The organism is Nocardia fodinahabitans (assembly GCF_052983615.1).
Genome location: NZ_JBRJJC010000001.1, coordinates 38198 through 57432, shown reverse-complemented (window position 1 = coordinate 57432; position 19235 = coordinate 38198). Strand labels below are relative to the sequence as shown.

Annotated in this window: 18 protein-coding genes, 1 tRNA gene and 1 pseudogene; 13 read left to right on the top strand and 7 right to left on the bottom strand. The window is 66.5% G+C overall.

The annotated features are described in order from the left end of the window. Together NV348_RS00285 and NV348_RS00280 are read left to right on the top strand one after the other, a co-directional pair. Complete coding sequence (locus tag NV348_RS00285) at window positions 1-669, top strand: FHA domain-containing protein (RefSeq protein ID WP_447145112.1); 669 nt, start codon at window positions 1-3, stop codon at window positions 667-669. A gap of 34 nt (window positions 670-703) precedes the next feature. Continuing rightward, window positions 704-1558, top strand: a complete 855-nt coding sequence (locus NV348_RS00280) for an SDR family oxidoreductase (protein ID WP_447145111.1) — start codon at window positions 704-706, stop codon at window positions 1556-1558. 98 nt (window positions 1559-1656) lie between these two features. Here the strand turns inward: NV348_RS00280 and NV348_RS00275 are convergent, their stop codons facing one another. Further along, window positions 1657-2604: a threonine/serine dehydratase gene (locus tag NV348_RS00275; RefSeq protein ID WP_447145110.1), complete on the bottom strand. Its 948-nt coding sequence runs from the start codon at window positions 2602-2604 to the stop codon at window positions 1657-1659. Between the two features lie 292 nt (window positions 2605-2896). Here NV348_RS00275 and NV348_RS00270 point away from each other — a divergent pair, with 292 nt between their 5' ends. The 5 genes from NV348_RS00270 (at window position 2897) to thpD (ending at window position 6809) form a co-directional block, all read left to right on the top strand. After that, window positions 2897-3607, top strand: coding sequence for a response regulator transcription factor (locus NV348_RS00270; RefSeq protein WP_447145109.1), 711 nt, complete (start codon window positions 2897-2899; stop codon window positions 3605-3607). A 71-nt stretch (window positions 3608-3678) separates the two neighbouring features. Further along, a complete protein-coding gene (ectA, locus tag NV348_RS00265) occupies window positions 3679-4233 on the top strand; it encodes a diaminobutyrate acetyltransferase (RefSeq protein WP_447145108.1) in 555 nt (184 codons plus the stop codon). Continuing rightward, window positions 4230-5501: a diaminobutyrate--2-oxoglutarate transaminase gene (ectB, locus tag NV348_RS00260; RefSeq protein ID WP_447145107.1), complete on the top strand. Its 1272-nt coding sequence runs from the start codon at window positions 4230-4232 to the stop codon at window positions 5499-5501. Before ectA ends, ectB begins: the two co-directional genes overlap by 4 nt. Then, the gene (locus NV348_RS00255; protein WP_357920275.1) at window positions 5498-5899 is read left to right on the top strand and encodes an ectoine synthase; all 402 of its coding nucleotides are present in this window, start codon (window positions 5498-5500) and stop codon (window positions 5897-5899) included. Before ectB ends, NV348_RS00255 begins: the two co-directional genes overlap by 4 nt. After that, window positions 5850-6809 carry an ectoine hydroxylase gene (thpD, locus tag NV348_RS00250; protein WP_447145106.1) on the top strand — a complete coding sequence of 320 codons (960 nt, stop codon included), beginning with the start codon at window positions 5850-5852 and terminating at the stop codon, window positions 6807-6809. The genes NV348_RS00255 and thpD overlap by 50 nt, the downstream gene beginning before the upstream one ends. On the opposite strand, the gene NV348_RS00245 is transcribed toward thpD, so the two are convergent. Beyond that, window positions 6806-8245, bottom strand: coding sequence for a tetratricopeptide repeat protein (locus tag NV348_RS00245; protein ID WP_447145105.1), 1440 nt, complete (start codon window positions 8243-8245; stop codon window positions 6806-6808). The genes thpD and NV348_RS00245 overlap by 4 nt on opposite strands. Before the next feature lie 403 nt (window positions 8246-8648). Beyond that, window positions 8649-9269 (bottom strand): hypothetical protein, encoded by a 621-nt coding sequence (locus NV348_RS00240; RefSeq protein WP_447145104.1) that lies wholly within the window; start codon window positions 9267-9269, stop codon window positions 8649-8651. Here NV348_RS00240 and NV348_RS00235 point away from each other — a divergent pair. Beyond that, window positions 9253-10458, top strand: coding sequence for a glycosyltransferase 87 family protein (locus NV348_RS00235; protein ID WP_447145103.1), 1206 nt, complete (start codon window positions 9253-9255; stop codon window positions 10456-10458). The genes NV348_RS00240 and NV348_RS00235 overlap by 17 nt on opposite strands. A 92-nt stretch (window positions 10459-10550) precedes the next feature. Continuing rightward, a complete protein-coding gene (locus tag NV348_RS00230; RefSeq protein WP_447145102.1) occupies window positions 10551-10742 on the top strand; it encodes a hypothetical protein in 192 nt (63 codons plus the stop codon). A gap of 213 nt (window positions 10743-10955) precedes the next feature. Here the strand turns inward: NV348_RS00230 and NV348_RS00225 are convergent, their stop codons facing one another. Then, window positions 10956-11135, bottom strand: coding sequence for a hypothetical protein (locus NV348_RS00225; protein ID WP_447145101.1), 180 nt, complete (start codon window positions 11133-11135; stop codon window positions 10956-10958). 127 nt (window positions 11136-11262) lie between these two features. Between NV348_RS00225 and NV348_RS00220 the strand changes: the two genes are divergently transcribed. Then, a tRNA-Leu gene (locus NV348_RS00220) sits at window positions 11263-11347 on the top strand. Between the two features lie 733 nt (window positions 11348-12080). Here the strand turns inward: NV348_RS00220 and NV348_RS00215 are convergent. The 3 genes and pseudogenes from NV348_RS00215 to NV348_RS00205 form a co-directional block, all read right to left on the bottom strand. Then, window positions 12081-12989, bottom strand: a pseudogene (locus NV348_RS00215) (recombinase family protein); the annotation flags it as partial. Window positions 12990-14332: 1343 nt separating this feature from the next. After that, a protein-coding gene (locus NV348_RS00210) for an IS3 family transposase (RefSeq protein WP_447145096.1) occupies window positions 14333-15465 on the bottom strand; the annotation gives its coding sequence in 2 pieces (ribosomal slippage) (window positions 14333-15204 and window positions 15204-15465; 1134 coding nt in all). A 78-nt stretch (window positions 15466-15543) separates the two neighbouring features. Continuing rightward, window positions 15544-15843: a Hachiman antiphage defense system protein HamA gene (locus tag NV348_RS00205; protein WP_447145100.1), complete on the bottom strand. Its 300-nt coding sequence runs from the start codon at window positions 15841-15843 to the stop codon at window positions 15544-15546. 361 nt (window positions 15844-16204) lie between these two features. Between NV348_RS00205 and NV348_RS00200 the strand changes: the two genes are divergently transcribed. The 3 genes from NV348_RS00200 (at window position 16205) to NV348_RS00190 (ending at window position 19222) form a co-directional block, all read left to right on the top strand. Further along, window positions 16205-17337, top strand: a protein-coding gene (locus tag NV348_RS00200; protein ID WP_447145096.1) for an IS3 family transposase whose coding sequence is annotated in 2 segments (ribosomal slippage) — window positions 16205-16466 and window positions 16466-17337 — 1134 coding nt in all. Because the reading frame shifts where the segments join, the coding sequence is not laid out codon by codon here. Between the two features lie 3 nt (window positions 17338-17340). Beyond that, the gene (locus NV348_RS00195) at window positions 17341-17772 is read left to right on the top strand and encodes a Hachiman antiphage defense system protein HamA (protein ID WP_495885066.1); all 432 of its coding nucleotides are present in this window, start codon (window positions 17341-17343) and stop codon (window positions 17770-17772) included. After that, a complete protein-coding gene (locus NV348_RS00190; protein ID WP_447145098.1) occupies window positions 17756-19222 on the top strand; it encodes a DEAD/DEAH box helicase in 1467 nt (488 codons plus the stop codon). Before NV348_RS00195 ends, NV348_RS00190 begins: the two co-directional genes overlap by 17 nt. Window positions 19223-19235 lie beyond the last annotated feature (13 nt).

The following is a 19235-nucleotide window of genomic DNA, read 5'->3' as shown; positions in this document are numbered from 1 at the left end:
ATGCCGATCTGCGCGGACGGGCATCAGTCGCGGTCGCTGGACTACTGCGATGTGTGCGGCTCGGCGCTGGCGGGTCCCGGCGCGCCGGATCCGGGCGATCTGCGTCTGTGCCCGTCCTGCGCCACGCCGACCAGCGGCCGGTTCTGTGAGGTCTGCGGCTACGACTCGGCCCTGCCCCCGCCGCCGCGCCCCGAACCCGACCCCCGCCGAGCCGACCAGACACTCGTCCGCGCGGACGCCCCGCGCCCCGAGCCGGTCACAGCGGTCTGGGTCGCGCGGGTCTTCGCCGACCGCGAGTTCTACACCAGGGTCCAGGCCGACAAGGGGCCCGACGCTGAGCGCGTCGCCTTCCCCGACTTCTATCCGGAACGGCGGATCACGCTGCACGGCAGCCAGTTCCTGATCGGCAAGCGCTCGACCTCGCAGGGGATCGTGCCCGAGATCGACCTCGGCATCGCCCCGGCCGACATCGGGGTGTCGCGCGCGCACGCGCTGATCCGGGTGGACCCGGCCGGCGGGCTCACCGTCACCGACCTGGGCTCCACCAACGGGACCAGCCTGGACGGCGCCGAGCAGCCGATCCCCTCCCAGGTCGCGGTCCCGCTGCGCGAAGGCAGCCGGATCCACGTCGGCGGGTGGACCACGATAGCGATCACCGCGGGACCATAGACGAATCCGTTCACCGAACCGTAGGGTCGGGACCATGACGAAGTTCGACGGGAAGACCTGCCTGATCACCGGCGCCGCCAGCGGGCTCGGCCGCGCCACCGCGTTCGCGGCCGCCGCCAAAGGCGCTGCCCTCGTGCTCACCGATATCACCTCCGACGCGCTCGCCGAGACCGCCGCCGAGCTGCGCGCCACCGGTGCCACGGTGCATCTCGCGCACGCCGCCGACGTCAGTGATCATGCCGCCGTCGTCGGCCTGGCCGCGCATACGTTCGAGGCGGTCAGCCGGGTCGACATCGTCATGAATGTCGCGGGTATCGCCACCTGGGGCACCGTCGACAAGCTCACCCATCAGCAGTGGCGGCGCACCGTCGACATCAACCTGATGGGCCCGATCCACATCATCGAGGAATTCGTGCCGCCGATGATCGCGGCGGGCCGCGGCGGCCATCTCGTCAACGTGTCCTCGGCGGCCGGGCTGTTCGGTCTGCCCTGGCACGCGCCCTACAGCGCCACCAAGTTCGGCCTGCGTGGTGTCTCGGAGGTGCTGCGGTTCGATCTGCGCAGGCACAAGATCGGTGTGAGCCTGGTCCTGCCGGGTGCGATGGCCACCCCGATGGTGGACAGTGTCGATATCGCCGGCGTCGACCGCGACAACGTGGCGCTGCAGAAGGCGATGAGCCTGTTCCTGCGCCACGCGGTGACCCCCGAGCAGGCCGCCACCGCCGTGGTGAAGGGCGTCGAGCGCAACCGCTACTGGGTCTACACCTCTCGTGACATCCAGCTCGCGCACTGGGGCCAGCGCTATGTCCCCTACGGCTACACCCTGGCCATGCGCGGTCTCAACTCGGCCATGTCCGGTTACGCCGCCAAGAACGCCCTGGTCCGCTGACCAGCCGGGCCCGGATCGTCACCGGTCTCTACGCCGTGCGCAACCCCGACATGCCGGCCCGGATCGCGCAGTTGACCGCCCCGAACCGCTGACCTCGCTCAGCGCACCAGGTCGCTGGGATCGGTGTTGGCCCCGCACAGGATGACGCAGACCCGCTCGCCGGGCTCGGGCCGATACGCCGCGCCCGCACCGCCGTCGAGCAGCGCGGCCAGCGCGGTCGCCGCGCCGTACTCGACCGCGATCCGGTGCTCGTCCCAGAGCTGCCTGCGCGCCCGCCGGATCAGCTCGTCGTCGACCAGTACCGAGCGGACGCTCTCGTGCTGCGCGGCGGCCAGCGCCATGGCCGAGACATTCGGCGCGCCCAGGGAATCGGCGGCCACCGAGTCGACGGTGACGTCGACCGGCCTGCCCGCCTCGATCGCCGCGTGGAGCGAGCGGCAGCCCACCGGCTCGACCGCGACCGTGCGGACCCCGAAATGCTGTGCGGCGACCGCTGTTCCGGTGAACAGTCCACCACCGCCGACGGCGACGAGCACCGTGTCGAGATCGGGCACGCGCGTGTGGATTTCGCGCAGGAGGGTGCCCGCGCCCGCCGCGATGAGCGGATGGTCGTAGGCATGCGAGGACAGCGCGCCGCTGGTCGCAGCGAACTCCTGGCACGCGGCCAGCGCCTGCTTGTACTCCGGACCGATCAGGCGCACCTCGGCGCCGTAGTCACGCAATCGCCGGATTTTCACCGGGGGAGCGGTATCGGGCAGGAAGACCGTCGCAGGCACCCCGGCTTCGCGCGCGGCCCACGCGCACGCGAGCCCCGCGTTGCCGCCGGAGGCGATCGTCACACCGGCCGCGGGCAGCGTCCCCGCCGCCGCGTGCGCACGCACGAAATTCTGTGCGCCCCGCGCCTTGAACGAGCCGGTGAACTGCAGGAACTCCAGTGCGAAGGTCAGCGGACCGGCGCCGGGAGCGGCCGGTGCGACGGTGATAGGGCGCACCAGTCCGTCGATCCTGGCCGCGGCGGCGTCGATGTCGTCATAGGTCGGTGTCACGCCTCGACTATGCCACCGGAACAGCACCGCCGACGGCCGTCCGGATCGCCCGCTGACCGGGCGAATTGTTACGGCGGGTTTACGCGGCCCTGAGGCTGGGTAAATAACAGATCGGTAACGAGCTCGAAGACGGGATGTCGTGTCGGTCTGGGGACGCGAACTCCCCGGGGTGATCCGGCGCACGTCCCGGCGTGTCAGCAAAGGATGTGCACATGAGCGAGCGCAGCGAACGGTGGCCGAACGCGGCCGCCGACGCGGTCATGGCCGAACCGAACGAGAGCGAGGTGCGAGCATGAGTGCGAACCTGATGATCGTGGACGACGACGTCCAGATGCGCGGCGATCTGCGCCGTGCGATGGAAGACGAGGGGTACGCCGTCGCCGAGGCGGGCGTCCCCGAGGACGCTCTCGACCAACTCCGCAGCGATGGACCGCCCGACCTGATGATCGTCGACCTCATGCGTGGGGAGACCGACGGCTTCGACTGCATCAGGGAGATCCGCCGCGACCACGACGTGCCGATCATCGTCATCAGTACGCGCTACGACACCCACGATGTCGTCGCGGCCCTCGAGGCGGGCGCCGACGACTTCGTCAGCAAGCCGTTCGAGATCAAGGAGATCACCGCACGGATGCGCGCACTACGCCGTCGTGCCCGGATCACCGCCGATCGCGATGTGACACCCGAAGCGGTGCTCGACGCCGATCCGGTCGCTCCCCTGGTGCTGGCCACCGATGCGGGAGCGGTGCGCCGCGGCGACGCCGAGATCCATCTCACGGTCACCGAGTTCCGGCTGCTGTGTGAGCTCGCCGAGACGCCCGGCCGGGTGCTCAGTCGTGCCGTCCTGCTCGAAAGAGTGTGGGACCAGGGCTTTTTCGGTGACGAGCGGATCGTCGACGTCCACGTGCGCCGGCTGCGCACCAAGATCGAACGCGACCCGTCCGACCCGCGCATCGTGGTCACGGTGCGTGGTCTGGGCTATCGGCTCGATCCGCAAGCGTAGTAAAAGACTCGTCATACAACTGCAAAGAGCTCGACACAGAGACCGCAAAGTCGGTTCGACACTGTAGATGTATGCCTTCGTCCACCGTGTCCAACGAATCCGCTTCCGCCCCCGCGGTTCTCGGTTCCGAACCGATACTGCGCCCACCGCGGCTGGGTGACGGAGCCCAGCTGTGGCGGATCGCCCGCGATTCGCAGGTACTCGACGTCAACTCCAGCTACGCCTACCTGCTGTGGTGTCGCGACTTCGCCGCCACCTCGCTGGTCGCCGACAGCGACGGCCGCGCGGTGGGGTTCGTCATCGGCTACATCCGTCCCGAAGCGCCGGACACCGTGTTCGTCTGGCAGATCGCCGTCGACGCCGAATTCCGTGGCCGCGGCCTGGCCGACGGCCGGATCCTGCACGCGCTGCTGGATGCGGTGGCGCCCGCCGGCATCACCACGCTGGAAACCACGATCTCACCCGGCAACACCGCCTCCCAGGCGCTGTTCGCCGCGGTGGCCCGAGAGCGCGGTGCGGGTTTGCGCACCGTCTCTTTGTTCGAAACGCACGATTTCCCCGATTCACACGAGGCCGAGCAGCTGTACGTCATCGCACCCGCTCAGCGCCAGGAGGAACGACGATGATCACGACCACCGACACCAGCATCTTCGAAGCGATGGAATCGAATGTGCGTGGATACTGCCGTGACTGGCCCGCTGTCTTCGCCACCGCCGAGGGTGCCTGGTTGCGCGACGAGGAGGGACGGGAATACCTCGACTTCTTCGCCGGCGCCGGTGCGCTGAACTACGGCCACAACAACCCCGTGCTCAAACGCGCGCTGCTCGACTACATCGCGAGCAACGGCATCACCCACGGCCTCGACATGTCGACCGTGGCCAAACGCGAACTGCTGGAGACCATCCGCGACACCCTCCTGTCGCCCCGCGGCCTCGACTACAAGGTGCAGTTCCCCGGCCCGACGGGCGCCAACGCCGTCGAGGCCGCGCTGAAGCTGGCCCGCAAGGTGACCGGCCGCAAGACGGTGCTCAGCTTCACCAACGCCTTCCACGGCATGACGCTGGGCGCGCTGTCGGTCACCGGCAACGCGGCCAAGCGGGCGGGCGCCGGTGTGCCGCTCGAGCACGCCACACCGATGCCCTACGACGGCTACTTCGACAACACCATCGAGGACTTCGGGTGGATGCAGCGCGTCCTCGACGACAGCTCCTCCGGTTTCGACCGCCCCGCCGCGGTGATCGTGGAGACCGTGCAGGGCGAGGGCGGCGTGAACCTGGCCCGCGCGGAATGGCTGCGGCACCTGGCCGGCTTGTGCGCCGCGCGCGACATCCTGCTCATCGTCGACGACGTCCAGATGGGGTGCGGCCGTACCGGCCCGTTCTTCTCGTTCGAGATCGCCGGCATCACCCCCGACATCGTCACGCTGTCCAAGTCGATCGGCGGCTACGGCCTGCCGATGGCGCTGGTGCTGCTCAAGCCCGAGCACGACCAGTGGGCGCCGGGTGAGCACAACGGCACCTTCCGCGGCAACAATCCCGCCTTCGTCACCGCGACGGCCGCGCTGCGCGAGTACTGGAGCGACGACAAGCTCGCCCAGCGCACCGCCGCCAACGGCGAGTACGTCGGTCGCACGCTGTCGGCGGTGGCCGACCGGTACGAGGGCGTCTCGACCCGTGGACGCGGCATGGTGCACGGCATCGTGTTCGACGACCCGTCGCAGGCCGGCAAGGTCTGCCGGACCGCCTTCGAACAGGGTCTGCTGGTGGAGACCTCCGGCTCGATGGACGAGGTGGTGAAACTGCTGCCGCCGTTGACACTCGGCAGCGACGAACTCGCCCGTGGCCTGTCGGTCCTGTCGTCCTCGATCGACGCCGTGTGCGGAGGTGCCGCATGATCGTGCGCACCACGGCCGAGATCACCGGCACCGAACGGGATGTGGCAGGTCCCGGCTGGCGCAGCAAGCGCATCGTGCTGGCCGGGGACCGGGTCGGCTTCTCCTTCCACGAGACCACCATCGAGGCGGGCACCGTCCACGAGTTCCACTACCAGAACCATGTCGAGGCGGTCTGGCTGATCGAGGGCGAGGGCAGTCTGCTCGACCTCGACAACCAAACCGTCTACCAACTGGGCCCCGGCTCGATGTACCTGCTCGACGGCAACGAACGTCATCAGGTGAACGCCCGCACCCGGCTGCGGATGCTGTGCGTGTTCAATCCGCCCGTCACCGGCCGCGAAATACACGATGAGAACGGGGTGTATCCGCTCATCGTCGAGGAGGACGCCCGTGTCTGATCGGCTCGACCGCTACCCGACCCGGCTGATCGAGCCGGCCCCGCACATCGAACGCACCGATCCGACGGTGTGGGGCCGGGTGACCTCGCCCGAGCTGGCCGGTTTCGACACCAACGGTTACGCGGTGATCCCCGACCTGCTCAGTCCCGACGAGGTGGCCGCGTTCGGCGCGGAGATCGGCCATCTCGCCGCCGATCCCGTGCTCTACGGCGACGATCGGGTGGTGGTGGAACCGGTGGCCGGACAGGTGCGATCGGTGTTCCAGGTGCACCGGCTCAGCACACCGATCGCGGAGCTGGTAGCCGAATCGCGGATCGTCGGGCTCGCCGAGCAGATCCTCGGATCGGCGGTGTACCTGCACCAGACCCGGGTCAACTACATGCCCGGATTCGGTGGCAGCGGCTTCGCCTGGCACTCGGATTTCGAGACCTGGCACGCCGAGGACGGCATGCCGGCGCCGCGGGCGGTGAGTCTGTCGATCGCGCTGACCGACAACTACCCGTTCAACGGCAGCCTGATGCTCATGCCCGGCTCGCACCGCACCTTCGTGCCGTGCCTGGGGGAGACGCCCGAGGGGCACTACCGGGAATCGTTGCAGGAGCAGCGGATCGGTGTGCCGACCAACGACGACATCACCTTCCTCGCCGCCCGCTACGGCATCACGCAGTTCACCGGGCGGGCCGGGTCGGCCCTGCTGTTCGACTCGAACCTGATGCACGGTTCGGCGAACAACATCACGCCGTTCCCGCGATCGAACATCTTCCTGGTGTTCAACAGCGTGGACAACGCGCTGGCGGAGCCGTTCGCGGCGCCGCGGCGCAGACCCACGCACATCGCGTCCCGCGAGGTGACTCCGGTGCGCGCGGTCGCTCCGGAAACGCTGTCGGCGCTGGCGGACCAGGCGCGTTAGCGGGGAAGTTCGGTGAGGGAGGCCGCGGCCCGCGGATCGTCGTGGGCCGCGGCCTTCCACCAGTGTTCGGCACCGGCGCGGTCACCGTCGCGCAGCAGCAGCACGCCCAGGTCGTAGGCGGCGGCACTGTGTCCGGCCTCGGCGGCCTGCGTCAGCAGGGTGCGCGCCGAATCGTGTTCGCCGCGTTCGTTCATCGCGGTTCCCAGGTCGTAGAGCGCACGCCCGAAGCTCTGCCCGCTCGAGGCCTGCGGCGCGCGCAGAGTCGGCGGTACGATGGCCGGTGTCGACTCGACGGGCGGGTCCGGCGGAATCGCCGGAGGCGGGGGAGTCGAGTGGCCCGCTACGCGGAGGTCGCGCGGTGCGGGTGTCGGGGGTTCGGACGGCAGGACCGTCGGTGGATCGGCCGCCGGTCGTGTGACGGTCGCCGGTGGCATGACCGCCGGGGCCGAGGAACCCCCGTCCACGGCAACCGATACCGGTTCCGGGGGAAGCGAAGTCGGTTGCCGGGGAGGCGTAGTCAGCTGCGCGAAGGCCGCCGCCAGGGAACTGGTCGACGGCTTCGCGGCCGCTTCCGGAGGCTCAGCTGTCGGCATCGCAGCCGCCGCTGGGGGCCCGGTGGTCGGGAATGCGGCCGGTGCTGGAGGTTCAGCTGTCGGCATTGCGCCCGCTGCCGGGGGACTGGTGGCCGGAATTGTGGTCGGTGCCCGATCAGGTGTCGGTAGGGCGGCAGCTGGGGGCTCAGTTCGCGAGATCGCGGCCGCCGCCAGGGGATCGGCTGTCGACAGTGCCGCCGCTGCCGGGGCGTTGGCCGCCAGCATCGCGGCCGTGATGGCGGGAGTCGGCGGCATGGTGACCGGCGCGAACGGGGTGTGTGCGGTGGCGGCGCGGATCGACGTCGCCGCGGTCGAAGACGCCCGCGCCACGAACGGCGCGGGGTCCGGCGCCGGGAAGGTGGTCAGCTCCACCACGAGCTCGTTGAAATCCGGTGTGCCGGGACCGGTGCTGCACCACAGCGTCGACGCGCCGCCCGGGAACAGATCGATGACCATGCCGTAGTTGCCGGTCCAGGACTGTTGGGTCCCCGACCCGGCCACCCAGACCGGCGTAAGGGTGAACAGCGGCTCCGGCCCGTCCACGGTGACCGTGATGTCGACGCCGTCGGCGAGCGCGTCGTACCAGATGTCGACGCCCTGCAACGATTTCCCGTTCAGATGCACATACCCGCCCTGCACGGTCAGGCCGAGGCCCAGCCCGGTCACCTCGGGCGGCGGCAGCACCGAGACCGCGCGCAACCGGACCGCCGTCGTCCCGGCCGGCAACGCCTCGGCGTACATCGGATACACCTCGGCGCCGCACCAGTCGATCGGGTCGGCGCTGGTGTAGCGCTGTTCGAGTGGAATCGGGTCGCCGAAAGGTTGCGCGCCGGGATGATTCATCGGTGCAGCCCGCCCTTTCCGCGTTCGACCCCCCACGCGGCGCCTGACGCTGGCCGCGGTTGCGCGCTACACCGTACTCGCGTCTACGAGATAGCGCGACCCTTTCCGCGCAACGCCCTGGCGAACCCGCTGACCTGGGCCCGGATGCCGGATCCGAAGCCTCGGCAACGATTTTCGCACAGGGGCGTTCGCGTGCGGCGGGTCGGACGGCGACCGACTCGCCGATCTCCTCCTCGATCGCGGCGGGCACGACCGGCTTCGGCGCGTTGCGCGCCTCGTGGCGGCCCGCACCCGCATCGCGCCCGCGGCCCCGATCACCGCGACACTGCCGTAGGTGCCCACGCTCAACGTGACCAGCAGGAAGAACAGCCCCTGCCGGTCGGATCGCCGTCTGCCTTCGCGGTCACATCGGTGACGACCAGCGGCACGCCCTGATGATCGGAGACGCGCCCGTGGCCGCGCCGCCGAACTGCACCCCGAGCTGAGTCTGGTCGCCGACAGCATCCTCGACCTGAGCCTGGAGCGCGGCGGGTGTCAGGCCACCGATCTGGCCGAACAGTTCCTGCTCGACAAGTCGACCGTCAGCAGACAGGTCGGCGCGCTCGAGCGGCTCGGCTACCTCACCCGCGAGGTCGACCCCGGCAACCGGCGCGATCACCTCCTGCACGCCACCGAGTCCGGTCGGATCGTCGCGCGCGAGGCCGAGCGCCGCCGCCGCGAGGCCTTCGCCGACCGCTTCGCCGACTGGACCGACGCGGATGTCGCGGCCCTGGCGACCCTGCTCATCCGCTACAACCGGGGCGACTGAAGGCACCGCGCCGTCGGCGCCGGAATCGCTCCGACCAGCCCGATCGGGCATCCCGCTGGCTACTGCGCGGGTCACGACCGCCGACGGGCGATGGCGCGGTGCGGCCCGTGAGTCGGTATAGTCGCCGCGGATGAGTAGTGACACCACCCACCCTGCGCGGCAGCCTTCCCCACGCCCGATCAATCGAGCATGGTGGCTGGTGCCGGTGTTGCTCACCGTGGTCTCGATCGTGTGCGTGCGCATCCCGCTCTGGCCGTTCGAGCAGTACTCCGGCGGGTTCATCGACCTGCAGGTGTATCGCCTCGGCATCGAGGCCATGCGCGACGGCGCCGATATGTACGGCCAGTTGCCCAAGACCTCCATCGGGATCGGTCTGCCGTTCATCTATCCGCCGTTCGCCGCCATCGCGCTCGCGCCGTTCGCGCTACTGCCCTGGGGCGCGGCGAAGGTCCTCTACGTGGTGGCCTCGGTTGCCGCGCTCGGCTGGACGCTGTTCCTCGTCGCCCGGCGCTACCACCGCGACAACCGTCAGGCCGCGCTGCTGGTGACCGCGTGCGCGCTGCCCGCCGCGATGCTGCTGGAGCCGGTGCGCTCGACCATCGACTTCGGTCAGGTCAACCTGCTGCTGATGGTGCTCGTCGCCACCGACTGCCTGTTGCCCAAGACCCGCTATCCGCGCGGCATGCTGATCGGCCTGGCCGCCGCGATCAAGCTGACGCCCGCCGCGTTCGTGCTGTTCTTCCTGGTCCGCAAGGACTACAAGGCCGCCGCCACCGCCGCGGCCACCGGCGCCGTCGCCACCATCGCCTCGTTCGCTCTGCTGCCCGGCGAATCCACCCGCTACTGGTTCGGCGGCCTCGGCAACGTCTCGGGCCTGAGCGGCTCGGCGTTCCACACCAACCAGTCCATCCAGGCCGTGCTGGCCCGCCTGCACGTCACCGGGCTGCCGTTCGACGCGCTCTGGCTGGTCCTGGGTGGTCTGCTGCTGGTCCTCGTCGTCGCCGCCATGCGCAAGGCCGCCGACGCCCCCGCGATCGCGCTGGCCCTCAACGCGGTCTTCACACTGCTGCTCTCGCCGATCTCGTGGTCGCACCACTGGGTGTGGATCGCGCCGGCTCTGCTGGCCATCGTCTGCCACGCGCGCACCCTGCCCATCGCCAGCGCCCGCGGCTGGTACGCGACGGCGGTCGTGGTGGCCGCGGTGTTCGTCATCGCGCCGCACAGCTTCCTGCCCGACGGCGAACATCGGGAGACCTCGTGGGCGTGGTGGCAGCACGTCGTCGGCGACACCTATGTCTGGCTCGCGGTCGGCCTCGTCGTGCTGTTCCTGGTCACCGGGCGCAACACCGCCACCGCGACGACGTCGGAGCCCGCCGTCGTCGAGGAGCCCGCCCGCGCCGGGTGAACCATGCAAGGGCGTAGGCCCGCACAATCGTGGTGTCATCGCCGCGGTCTGCCCGTCGGTCACTTCGCCGCCTGATGCGCGGCAGGCCCGGGGTGGCAGACAATCCCGCCGTCGAGGGCGCTGAGCCCGCCGGTGCGGCCTGGATCGTCGCCCAGCAGGGCATCGAGGAGATCCTGGGTGGAGCGCGTGCGGTCCTGTTCGACTCCGCCGCCCTGGGTCACCGCAGGGCCTGGGCGGACCGTCTCACCGTGGACTCGGCCGAGCCGGTCGATCCCGCATCGTGACCGGCCTGTCGGCCCGCCGGGGCGGCATCGTCGCCCGGGCCGCCGAGGACTCGACCTTCGACGGCCTGACCGCCGTCCTCACCCGCAGGCCGGTGCCGGACAGCCCCGATCGCCTCACAGGGCGTCGAACGTGTCGGCGTGCGCCAGCAACCGCCGGCAGCACCGATTCAAGGAATCCCTCGCCAACGACTGGCCCGCCACCCAGGGCCAGATCTAGACCGAACTCACCAACTCGCCGACACCGGCAAGATCACCGTCTCCGACGAAGGTCCCCGCGGCGGCACCGACCTCCGCCACTGGCTCGCCGAGGTCGCGCACCACCCCCTCGCCGAACGCCGCACCCTCGAATCTGCCGTCGGCTGGACCGCCGACCCCTTCTCCATCAACGGCCACATCGCCCTCGCATGGGCAAACGCTTCTACCGCATGAACCAGGAGTAGGCCGAGTGGGCAAAACAGCAGGTCACCTAGGCGATTTGGTTTCCGTCACCGCGTCGGATAATCTTTTGGCACACCAGCAAGTCCGGGTGGCGGAATGGCAGACGCGCTAGCTTGAGGTGCTAGTGCCCGTATTAGGGCGTGGGGGTTCAAGTCCCCCTCCGGACACGTTCTTTACGCACACGGATGGTATCGCTTCGGCGATCACCATCCGTGTGTTGTCGTTGTAGGTCAGTTTCACGCCAAGTTGGCGATACACCTGATGTTTGTCGGCGGGATCTGACCGGCGCAGGGCGTTGAGTAGTCCGCCCACGGAGCTGACTAAGTTTCTGATCTCGTCCCTGCTCATCGGTGAGTGTCCAGCTGTCTGCTGATCCCGCGCGGCAAGACGACTCTCGATGACGTGCTTCTCGCTGAGCACCTGATTGGTCCACGAGGCCACGAGTTGTGGATCGGTCCCCGCCTCGAGTGCCTCCCGATAGGTTGCCAGTTTTCGGTTCTGCTCGGTCAGTAGCCGTCGAGCCACCTCGACTTCGGGATTGTGCTGTGTTCGGACGCTCTCGAGCATCTGCAGCGAGTGTTCGATCCGCTCCGGGGCGAAGACTTGGGCGAGCCACTCGTCGACGGAGCCGACGATCTGCTCCTCGCGTAGGTAAACGGTCGGTGAGTGGTCGATCTTGTTGGCGATCGCGTACTCCGAGGGGTAGCGGCAGCGATAGTAGGGCTTGTCGTGGTTCCAGTTGCCTTGCATCCGTCGCCCACAGGTTTCGTGGATGATGAGGCCCTTGTAGACGTAGGTGTGCTTGCGTCGGGAGGTGACTCGTCCGGTTGTCTGAGGGCCGCGCGATTTCAGGAGAAGCTGTACTTGCTCGAATGCCGAGCGGTCAACGAGGGCCTCGTGTGCTGGCTGATCGGAGAAGACCCACTGGTCCTTGGCGTTCCACGCCAAGTGTGTCTCGTGCCCCAAGGCGACGTCTTCGACGTCGATAAGCGATTCCTGCTTTCGTTGTTTGTTCCAAACCTCGTAGCCGGTGTAGCGGGGGTTGGTCAGGATTGCTCGGATCGCGCTTTTGGACCAGGCGATACCTGAGCGATGACGGTTGCGCGCGGGGTCGTGAGCCGAAGGGCTAGCAATGTCGTCGGTCGTCAGTTGCTGGGCGATGGCGAAAACACCCACACCAGACAGATATGTGGCGAAGATTCGTTGGACGACGGGCGCAGCGACGGGATCCGGTTCGAGACGGTGCAGCCTTTTGCCGTCGGCGGCTTTGCCTGGATGCGGATGCGGGCCGGCGTCGGCGAGTCGGTACCCGTATGGAGGTCGACCGCCGAGGTAGCGGCCTTCGACCCGCGCTTGTGCTGCCATGGCGGCGCGGACTCGGATCTTGATCCGGTTGCGTTCGCCTTTGGACATTCCACCGAAGACCGACATGATCATGTCGTGGGCTTCGGAGTCCGGGTCGATCTGGCCGCCGACTTCGGGTACCCAGAGTTGGATACCATAGTGGACGAAGACAGGGAAGGTCAGGCCGAACTGGTTGCCGTAGAAGGCACGTTGGGGCTCCCCGATCACGACCGCGTCGAAGCCGCGGTCAGGGTCTTTGAGTAGCTCGAGAAGACGGTTGGCCTCGGGTCGCCGCTTCCACGGGATCGAGCGAGATTGGCCGACATCGAAGAACTCGGCGACGACCTGGCCGTGGCGCTCGATCAACGCGTTGGCCCGCCCCAGTTGCCAGTTGCGGGAAGCTTCGGGGTCTTGTTGATCCTCTGTCGACACGCGTCCGGCGAACGCGAACCTGAGCTGAGTCATGATCTCTCCGAACTGTCGTCGTTTGGCTCTGAACGCGGGATTCGCTGCAGCAGCCGCAAAAGTGCAGCTGCTGCAGCAGCATTGAGAACGGGTAGGTCTCGAGGGCCGACGACGCGGACTGCGTCGGGATCGGCATCACCATCACGCTCGACCGGGCGGTTAGCCGGATCCGGCGAAGAGGGTTGATTGGAAGATGACATGACAGAACTCCTGTAACCCCTGTCAACGGCTCTTCCACCGTCCATGAAACCTGAATTTTCGTCTGGGCGCCAGTCAATTCACACGATGCAACGAACGGTCGCTACTCGACTGGACGTTGATTAGCCCACCTTGCACCTGTCAAGCTCACGTCGCTTCTGCGGTCGTCTACCGGACCGCTTGCGGGTCAGGGCATTTACCGACACCGGGTGTGCGCACGACTGGGGGTACGGCGGCCACAAGTCCGCAAGGTTTTGACCAAGGTGCGTGCGCACGCGTCGAGGTTGCGTAGCTGCAGGTGACGTGATCGAGACTTGGGTTAAGCGCAGTTCGTCTGCGCCGCTGTTTGGATGACCGAACCCGCGAGCGTCGTCTCCCCCAAGTTAGGCCGCGGCTCGCCGCTCGACCGAATGCTGCAAGGTGCCGAATACCTATGTGCACACGGTCGTGCGCACACTCCTGTTGAGCTCCGCGCGCCGTGCGCACGCCGACAAGTCAATACTCTGTTCAGCCGATCCGCGTTTCGGTCGGCGCATCTGAATACGTCGAAGGGACCCTCGGTGCACGACTGGCGGCGGCAGACCGAAACCGGTGGACAGCGCTGTCCTACAACACGGTAACCAGCACATATGAGCCATTTTCGTCATAGGCGCGAGATATCTGGTGTCGCCGCAGGGTTGCGTTGCCGCCGCCGCGCTCCGTCGACGGGGCTGTGGACGGCGCCGGAGGAGGACAGCGCGGTGCGCAGGCTGGCTATCTCGTTGTACTGGGTCGCTAGCGTGACACGGCTCGGATCCAGAACGCTGCGGGTTCGGCGTTTCGTTGCTTTGCGCGCGGTCCCGGGTCTTGTGGTGCTCGACGTGCCGCTCTCCATCGGCCGGCCGGAATAGAACCTGCGAGGCGCAGCGTGTTTGCCCGACCGGGCGGGGACCGCATGCACTGCTTCGGCTACCACGCGGACTGCGATCGCCCAGTCCTTCGGTAGTGGGGGGCGATACAACTGGGACCCGCACCGAGAAGGTCAGGGGTTCGATTCCCCTTAGCTCCACAGTATGCGCAGGTCAGGCCGGGTTCCGAGAACTTCTTCGGAACCCGGCCTGACCTATTTACCCCACGTGACTGGGCCCCGTCGGTGGGTCCACCGGCTATGCGAGTTGTAGCTGCTGCTGAAACTCGGTCGGTGACCACTGCTCACGGAACGCTTCCGGGCTGAGAAAGCCCAACGACCCGTGGGGTCGGTAACTGTTGTACTCGATCCGCCAGTCCTCGGCAAGAACACGGACCTCGGTCAACGAATGAAACACCTCGCACGACAAGAACTCGTCGCGGAAACGCCCGTTGAACGACTCGCAGATCCCGTTCTGCCACGGCGATCCCGGATCGATGAACGACGCGTCGACACCGGTGAACCGGCACCAATCCCGCATCGCGTGCGCGGTCATCTCCGTGCCGTTGTCCATCCGGATATGGACTGGCCGCCGGCCTGTGTCCGCGATGATCTCATCGAGCACCCCGACCAACTGATCCGACGTGCACGACCGAAATGCTCTGGTAGCCAACGCTTCCCGCGTGAACTCATCGACGATGTTGAGGAACCGGACCTGGCGCCCGTCGACGGTGACATCAACCTGGAAATCCAACGCCCACATCTGATCAGGTGCGGTTGCCCGCAACCGTTGATTGCGGCCTGCCCCGATCCGCCGTTTCTTCCGGACCCGGAATGGTCGTTTCAGACCTTCCTCGCGCCAAAGCCGTTGGGTCCGTTTGTGGTTGGTGACCATGCCCTCGCCGCGGCAAAGTGCGTGGGCTTTGCGCCATCCCCACCGCGGGTGCTTGGCCGAGATCTCGCGTAACCGCGCCCGTAAAGCCCGGTCGAGCTCAGTGATCGTGGGTGGTCGGCGTTGCACTGATCGGGGTTGCCCCACGACCGCGCACGCGCGTCGCTGTGACACCCGAAACCGTTGTTGCAGAAACACGACGGCTCTGCGGCGTCGGTCCGGGCTCAGAAGTTTCCCCGGTTCACTTCCTTGAGCATGTCGATATCGAGGGCTTGCTCGGCGACCATCTTCTTCAGCCGCGCGTTCTCGCGTTCGAGCTCTTTGAGCCGTTTCGCGTCGTCGGACTTCATGCCGCCGTATTGGGCTTGCCAGCGGTGCCAGGAGGCGTCGGAGATCTCGAGGTGTTTACAGACCTCTTCGATCGAGAAGCCCTGCCCGATCAGCTTCTCGCCTTCGCGGAGCTTCCGGATGACCTGCTCGGGGGTGTGTCGTCGTGCCATGGTGTGTTCTCGTCCTCCTGCACCCATTCTGGTGCATCAGAACTCTCACAACCACTGGACCTGCTCAAAGGGATCCAGTCAGACCCGAACTCCGAGGATGTCGTCGCCGCGCATCGGCATCTCACGGTGGTCCTTCCATCTCAGCCGGGCAATCATCCGATAGCCGAGATCCCGCGCTGCATAGTGCGAACCGATGATCTCGCCGAGGTCTCCGAAACGCGTGTTAGTCGCTGCCGATGTCGGCAACTTGTTCTCCAAGTACTCCGCCGCCCTAGGTTTCCCCAGCCGTCGAAGGATGCTCGCCGCCGCGTACTGCCTCGGCATCAGAGCTGCGGCCCAGGCGACCCCCACGTCGGCAGTGTCGTCGGACGCACTCATATACACAAGGCGATGCGGTCCCAGCTTCTCGCGGACAGCTGGCGCCCACGACCCGATTCCCGCCATAACTCAATTCTCTCACGGAGCTTCGAGGAGACTATCGAAGATCATTCCGCAGCAACGCCTTCCATGCGACTGCGCTCTGTAAACCCTCCGAATTGTCATCGATGCCCCCGGCGAGGTCTCAGCGACGGCTGGTTGGGCCGCCTACGCGGTCTCGGGCGGACAGCGACACTCTTGAACACTGCGAGACGTCGCCTGATTTAGTGGTGATTTCGTGTGACTGGATCCCTTTGAGCAGGTCCAGTGGTTGTGAGAGTTCTGATGCACCAGAATGGGTGCAGGAGGACGAGAACACACCATGGCACGACGACACACCCCCGAGCAGGTCATCCGGAAGCTCCGCGAAGGCGAGAAGCTGATCGGGCAGGGCTTCTCGATCGAAGAGGTCTGTAAACACCTCGAGATCTCCGACGCCTCCTGGCACCGCTGGCAAGCCCAATACGGCGGCATGAAGTCCGACGACGCGAAACGGCTCAAAGAGCTCGAACGCGAGAACGCGCGGCTGAAGAAGATGGTCGCCGAGCAAGCCCTCGATATCGACATGCTCAAGGAAGTGAACCGGGGAAACTTCTGAGCCCGGACCGACGCCGCAGAGCCGTCGTGTTTCTGCAACAACGGTTTCGGGTGTCACAGCGACGCGCGTGCGCGGTCGTGGGGCAACCCCGATCAGTGCAACGCCGACCACCCACGATCACTGAGCTCGACCGGGCTTTACGGGCGCGGTTACGCGAGATCTCGGCCAAGCACCCGCGGTGGGGATGGCGCAAAGCCCACGCACTTTGCCGCGGCGAGGGCATGGTCACCAACCACAAACGGACCCAACGGCTTTGGCGCGAGGAAGGTCTGAAACGACCATTCCGGGTCCGGAAGAAACGGCGGATCGGGGCAGGCCGCAATCAACGGTTGCGGGCAACCGCACCTGATCAGATGTGGGCGTTGGATTTCCAGGTTGATGTCACCGTCGACGGGCGCCAGGTCCGGTTCCTCAACATCGTCGATGAGTTCACGCGGGAAGCGTTGGCTACCAGAGCATTTCGGTCGTGCACGTCGGATCAGTTGGTCGGGGTGCTCGATGAGATCATCGCGGACACAGGCCGGCGGCCAGTCCATATCCGGATGGACAACGGCACGGAGATGACCGCGCACGCGATGCGGGATTGGTGCCGGTTCACCGGTGTCGACGCGTCGTTCATCGATCCGGGATCGCCGTGGCAGAACGGGATCTGCGAGTCGTTCAACGGGCGTTTCCGCGACGAGTTCTTGTCGTGCGAGGTGTTTCATTCGTTGACCGAGGTCCGTGTTCTTGCCGAGGACTGGCGGATCGAGTACAACAGTTACCGACCCCACGGGTCGTTGGGCTTTCTCAGCCCGGAAGCGTTCCGTGAGCAGTGGTCACCGACCGAGTTTCAGCAGCAGCTACAACTCGCATAGCCGGTGGACCCACCGACGGGGCCCAGTCAGGTCCCCCAGAGCGGGCCGGTTGAGTTCTTGAAGGGCGAGGCAAAGAGCCGCGCGCACCTCGACAGACGAACGGTGGCTGAGGCGGACAAGGCGCTGCGAAACGACAACGGCCGCCCGTCTGCTCATGCAGTTCAATTCTTCGCAGATAGACTCGTCGAGAAGGGGGAAGATGACCTCGCTGACCGTGTCTACGCAGCGCAGCTGTCGACGCGAATCGATGAGGATCAGGTCCTGCAGCTGCTGTTTACGTTCACCAGCAACGACCCCCGCAATATCCTTCGAGAGAGTACGACAACCTACCGAGGTTCTATAACGCGCCACGCGGTTGGTCTGCAGGTTCCTGAGGCCCAGGCGTTCACCGCCGCCGTTTACGCCAAGGTGGTCGCAGATGCCTCAAAGCCGTGAGGCCATCGAAGCAGCGATACAGGAGGCAGTACTACCAGGCTTCCGAGGAGGTCTTCTCGCTCGCGGCGAAGCGCGCGGGATGATCTGGCGTGAAGGGATACTGCCAGAAGGTGCCCCGGAATTCGGGCCACTGCTGGACTACGACCTGCTGTCCTACGGTTACTCTCTACTCGGAAGTGGCCTGCGCCTTGTCGAAGCAGACGGATCTCGCGAGCTCAGTCGACGTGCGTTCGAGAATGCTGCGGCTGCGATCGAGTCTGTAATTGCGCGCGGCCCCCAGGCAGATGATCGAGAATTCCACCGCGTGGTTGCGGCCGCAGCTTACCACCTCGGAGGGTTCTCCGCGCGTGCCTACTCGCTCCTGTCGAAGGCTCGGAACTCGGCGCAGACCACGTCAAGCGAGCAGTGTTTGGTGCTGCTCATGCTCAGGAGGCTCGACGATCTTTCCGCTCTGATCTTGGGGTGGCGGGCCGAATCGAGGGCATCGGATGCTGAACTTGTAACTGTGCTCGAGCACCTCCCCGAAGCAGTCGGTATCGACGATCTCGCGGAGGGAGATGCACCTGACGTCTTCGATGTGGTGGACCTGGCGCTTACCGATGCTTTCATGGGTGCGCTGAGCGTTGCGATGCTGGCCTTCGAGCGAGGTGATGCTGAGCTCCTCGCTGATGCTGTGCAGAGGTTGACGACGGGACTTGATGCTGCTGGCGAATTGAATCTGGTTCCCCAGTGGTGGTGCCACCGGCTTGCCATTCATTTGCTCGACGGTCTGTGGCAGGCCAGTCTCCATGCGGTCCTTCCAATAGATCCGCTGGAAGGAGGCGGAGGGGGCTGGCAAGAGCTACGGGCAACCTTCATTGCCACGCTGCTCCGACGTCCTCAGTCGGAGATCGAACTCTGGCCGTCTCAGCTCGAAGCGGCGGCTCGTGTGCTCGATACACACGACAACCTTGTCTTGTCGCTCCCTACAAGCGCGGGCAAGACACGCGTCGCTGAGCTTTGTATCCTCGCCACCCTGGCAGAGCGGAGGCGAATCGTTGTCGTGACCCCGTTACGTGCGCTGTCAGCTCAGACCGAGGCGATCCTAGAGCGCACTTTCGTCCCTTTGGGAAAGACCGTGTCATCGCTCTACGGCACGACCGGCCTCAGCGAAGTGGACCAAGATATCCTCGGTGAGCGCAACATCATCGTCGCCACTCCAGAGAAGCTCGACTTCGCTCTGCGCAATGACCCCGACTTGCTCAACGACGTAGGCCTCGTCGTACTGGACGAGGGCCATATGATCGGGCAAAACGAGCGGGAGGTCCGCTATGAGATTCAGGTTCAGCGACTGCTGCGCCGCCCCGACGCCGCGAATCGACGCATCGTATGCCTGTCAGCGATCCTCCCTGACGGGGATCAAATGCGGACTTCGTCAACTGGCTCACTGATGACCAACCTGCAGGCCTGATCGCCAACTCATG

What these genes read in the sequence shown, in the direction of transcription:
- NV348_RS00255 (WP_357920275.1), top strand. Translation starts at nt 5,498, where the DNA reads ATGATCGTGCGCACCACGGCCGAGATCACCGGCACCGAACGGGATGTG.
- NV348_RS00205 (WP_447145100.1), bottom strand. Translation starts at nt 15,843, where the DNA reads ATGAGTGCGTCCGACGACACTGCCGACGTGGGGGTCGCCTGGGCCGCA.
- NV348_RS00270 (WP_447145109.1), top strand. Translation starts at nt 2,897, where the DNA reads ATGAGTGCGAACCTGATGATCGTGGACGACGACGTCCAGATGCGCGGC.
- NV348_RS00280 (WP_447145111.1), top strand. Translation starts at nt 704, where the DNA reads ATGACGAAGTTCGACGGGAAGACCTGCCTGATCACCGGCGCCGCCAGC.
- ectA (WP_447145108.1), top strand. Translation starts at nt 3,679, where the DNA reads ATGCCTTCGTCCACCGTGTCCAACGAATCCGCTTCCGCCCCCGCGGTT.
- NV348_RS00285 (WP_447145112.1), top strand. Translation starts at nt 1, where the DNA reads ATGCCGATCTGCGCGGACGGGCATCAGTCGCGGTCGCTGGACTACTGC.
- NV348_RS00190 (WP_447145098.1), top strand. Translation starts at nt 17,756, where the DNA reads ATGCCTCAAAGCCGTGAGGCCATCGAAGCAGCGATACAGGAGGCAGTA.
- NV348_RS00245 (WP_447145105.1), bottom strand. Translation starts at nt 8,245, where the DNA reads ATGAATCATCCCGGCGCGCAACCTTTCGGCGACCCGATTCCACTCGAA.
- thpD (WP_447145106.1), top strand. Translation starts at nt 5,850, where the DNA reads ATGAGAACGGGGTGTATCCGCTCATCGTCGAGGAGGACGCCCGTGTCT.
- ectB (WP_447145107.1), top strand. Translation starts at nt 4,230, where the DNA reads ATGATCACGACCACCGACACCAGCATCTTCGAAGCGATGGAATCGAAT.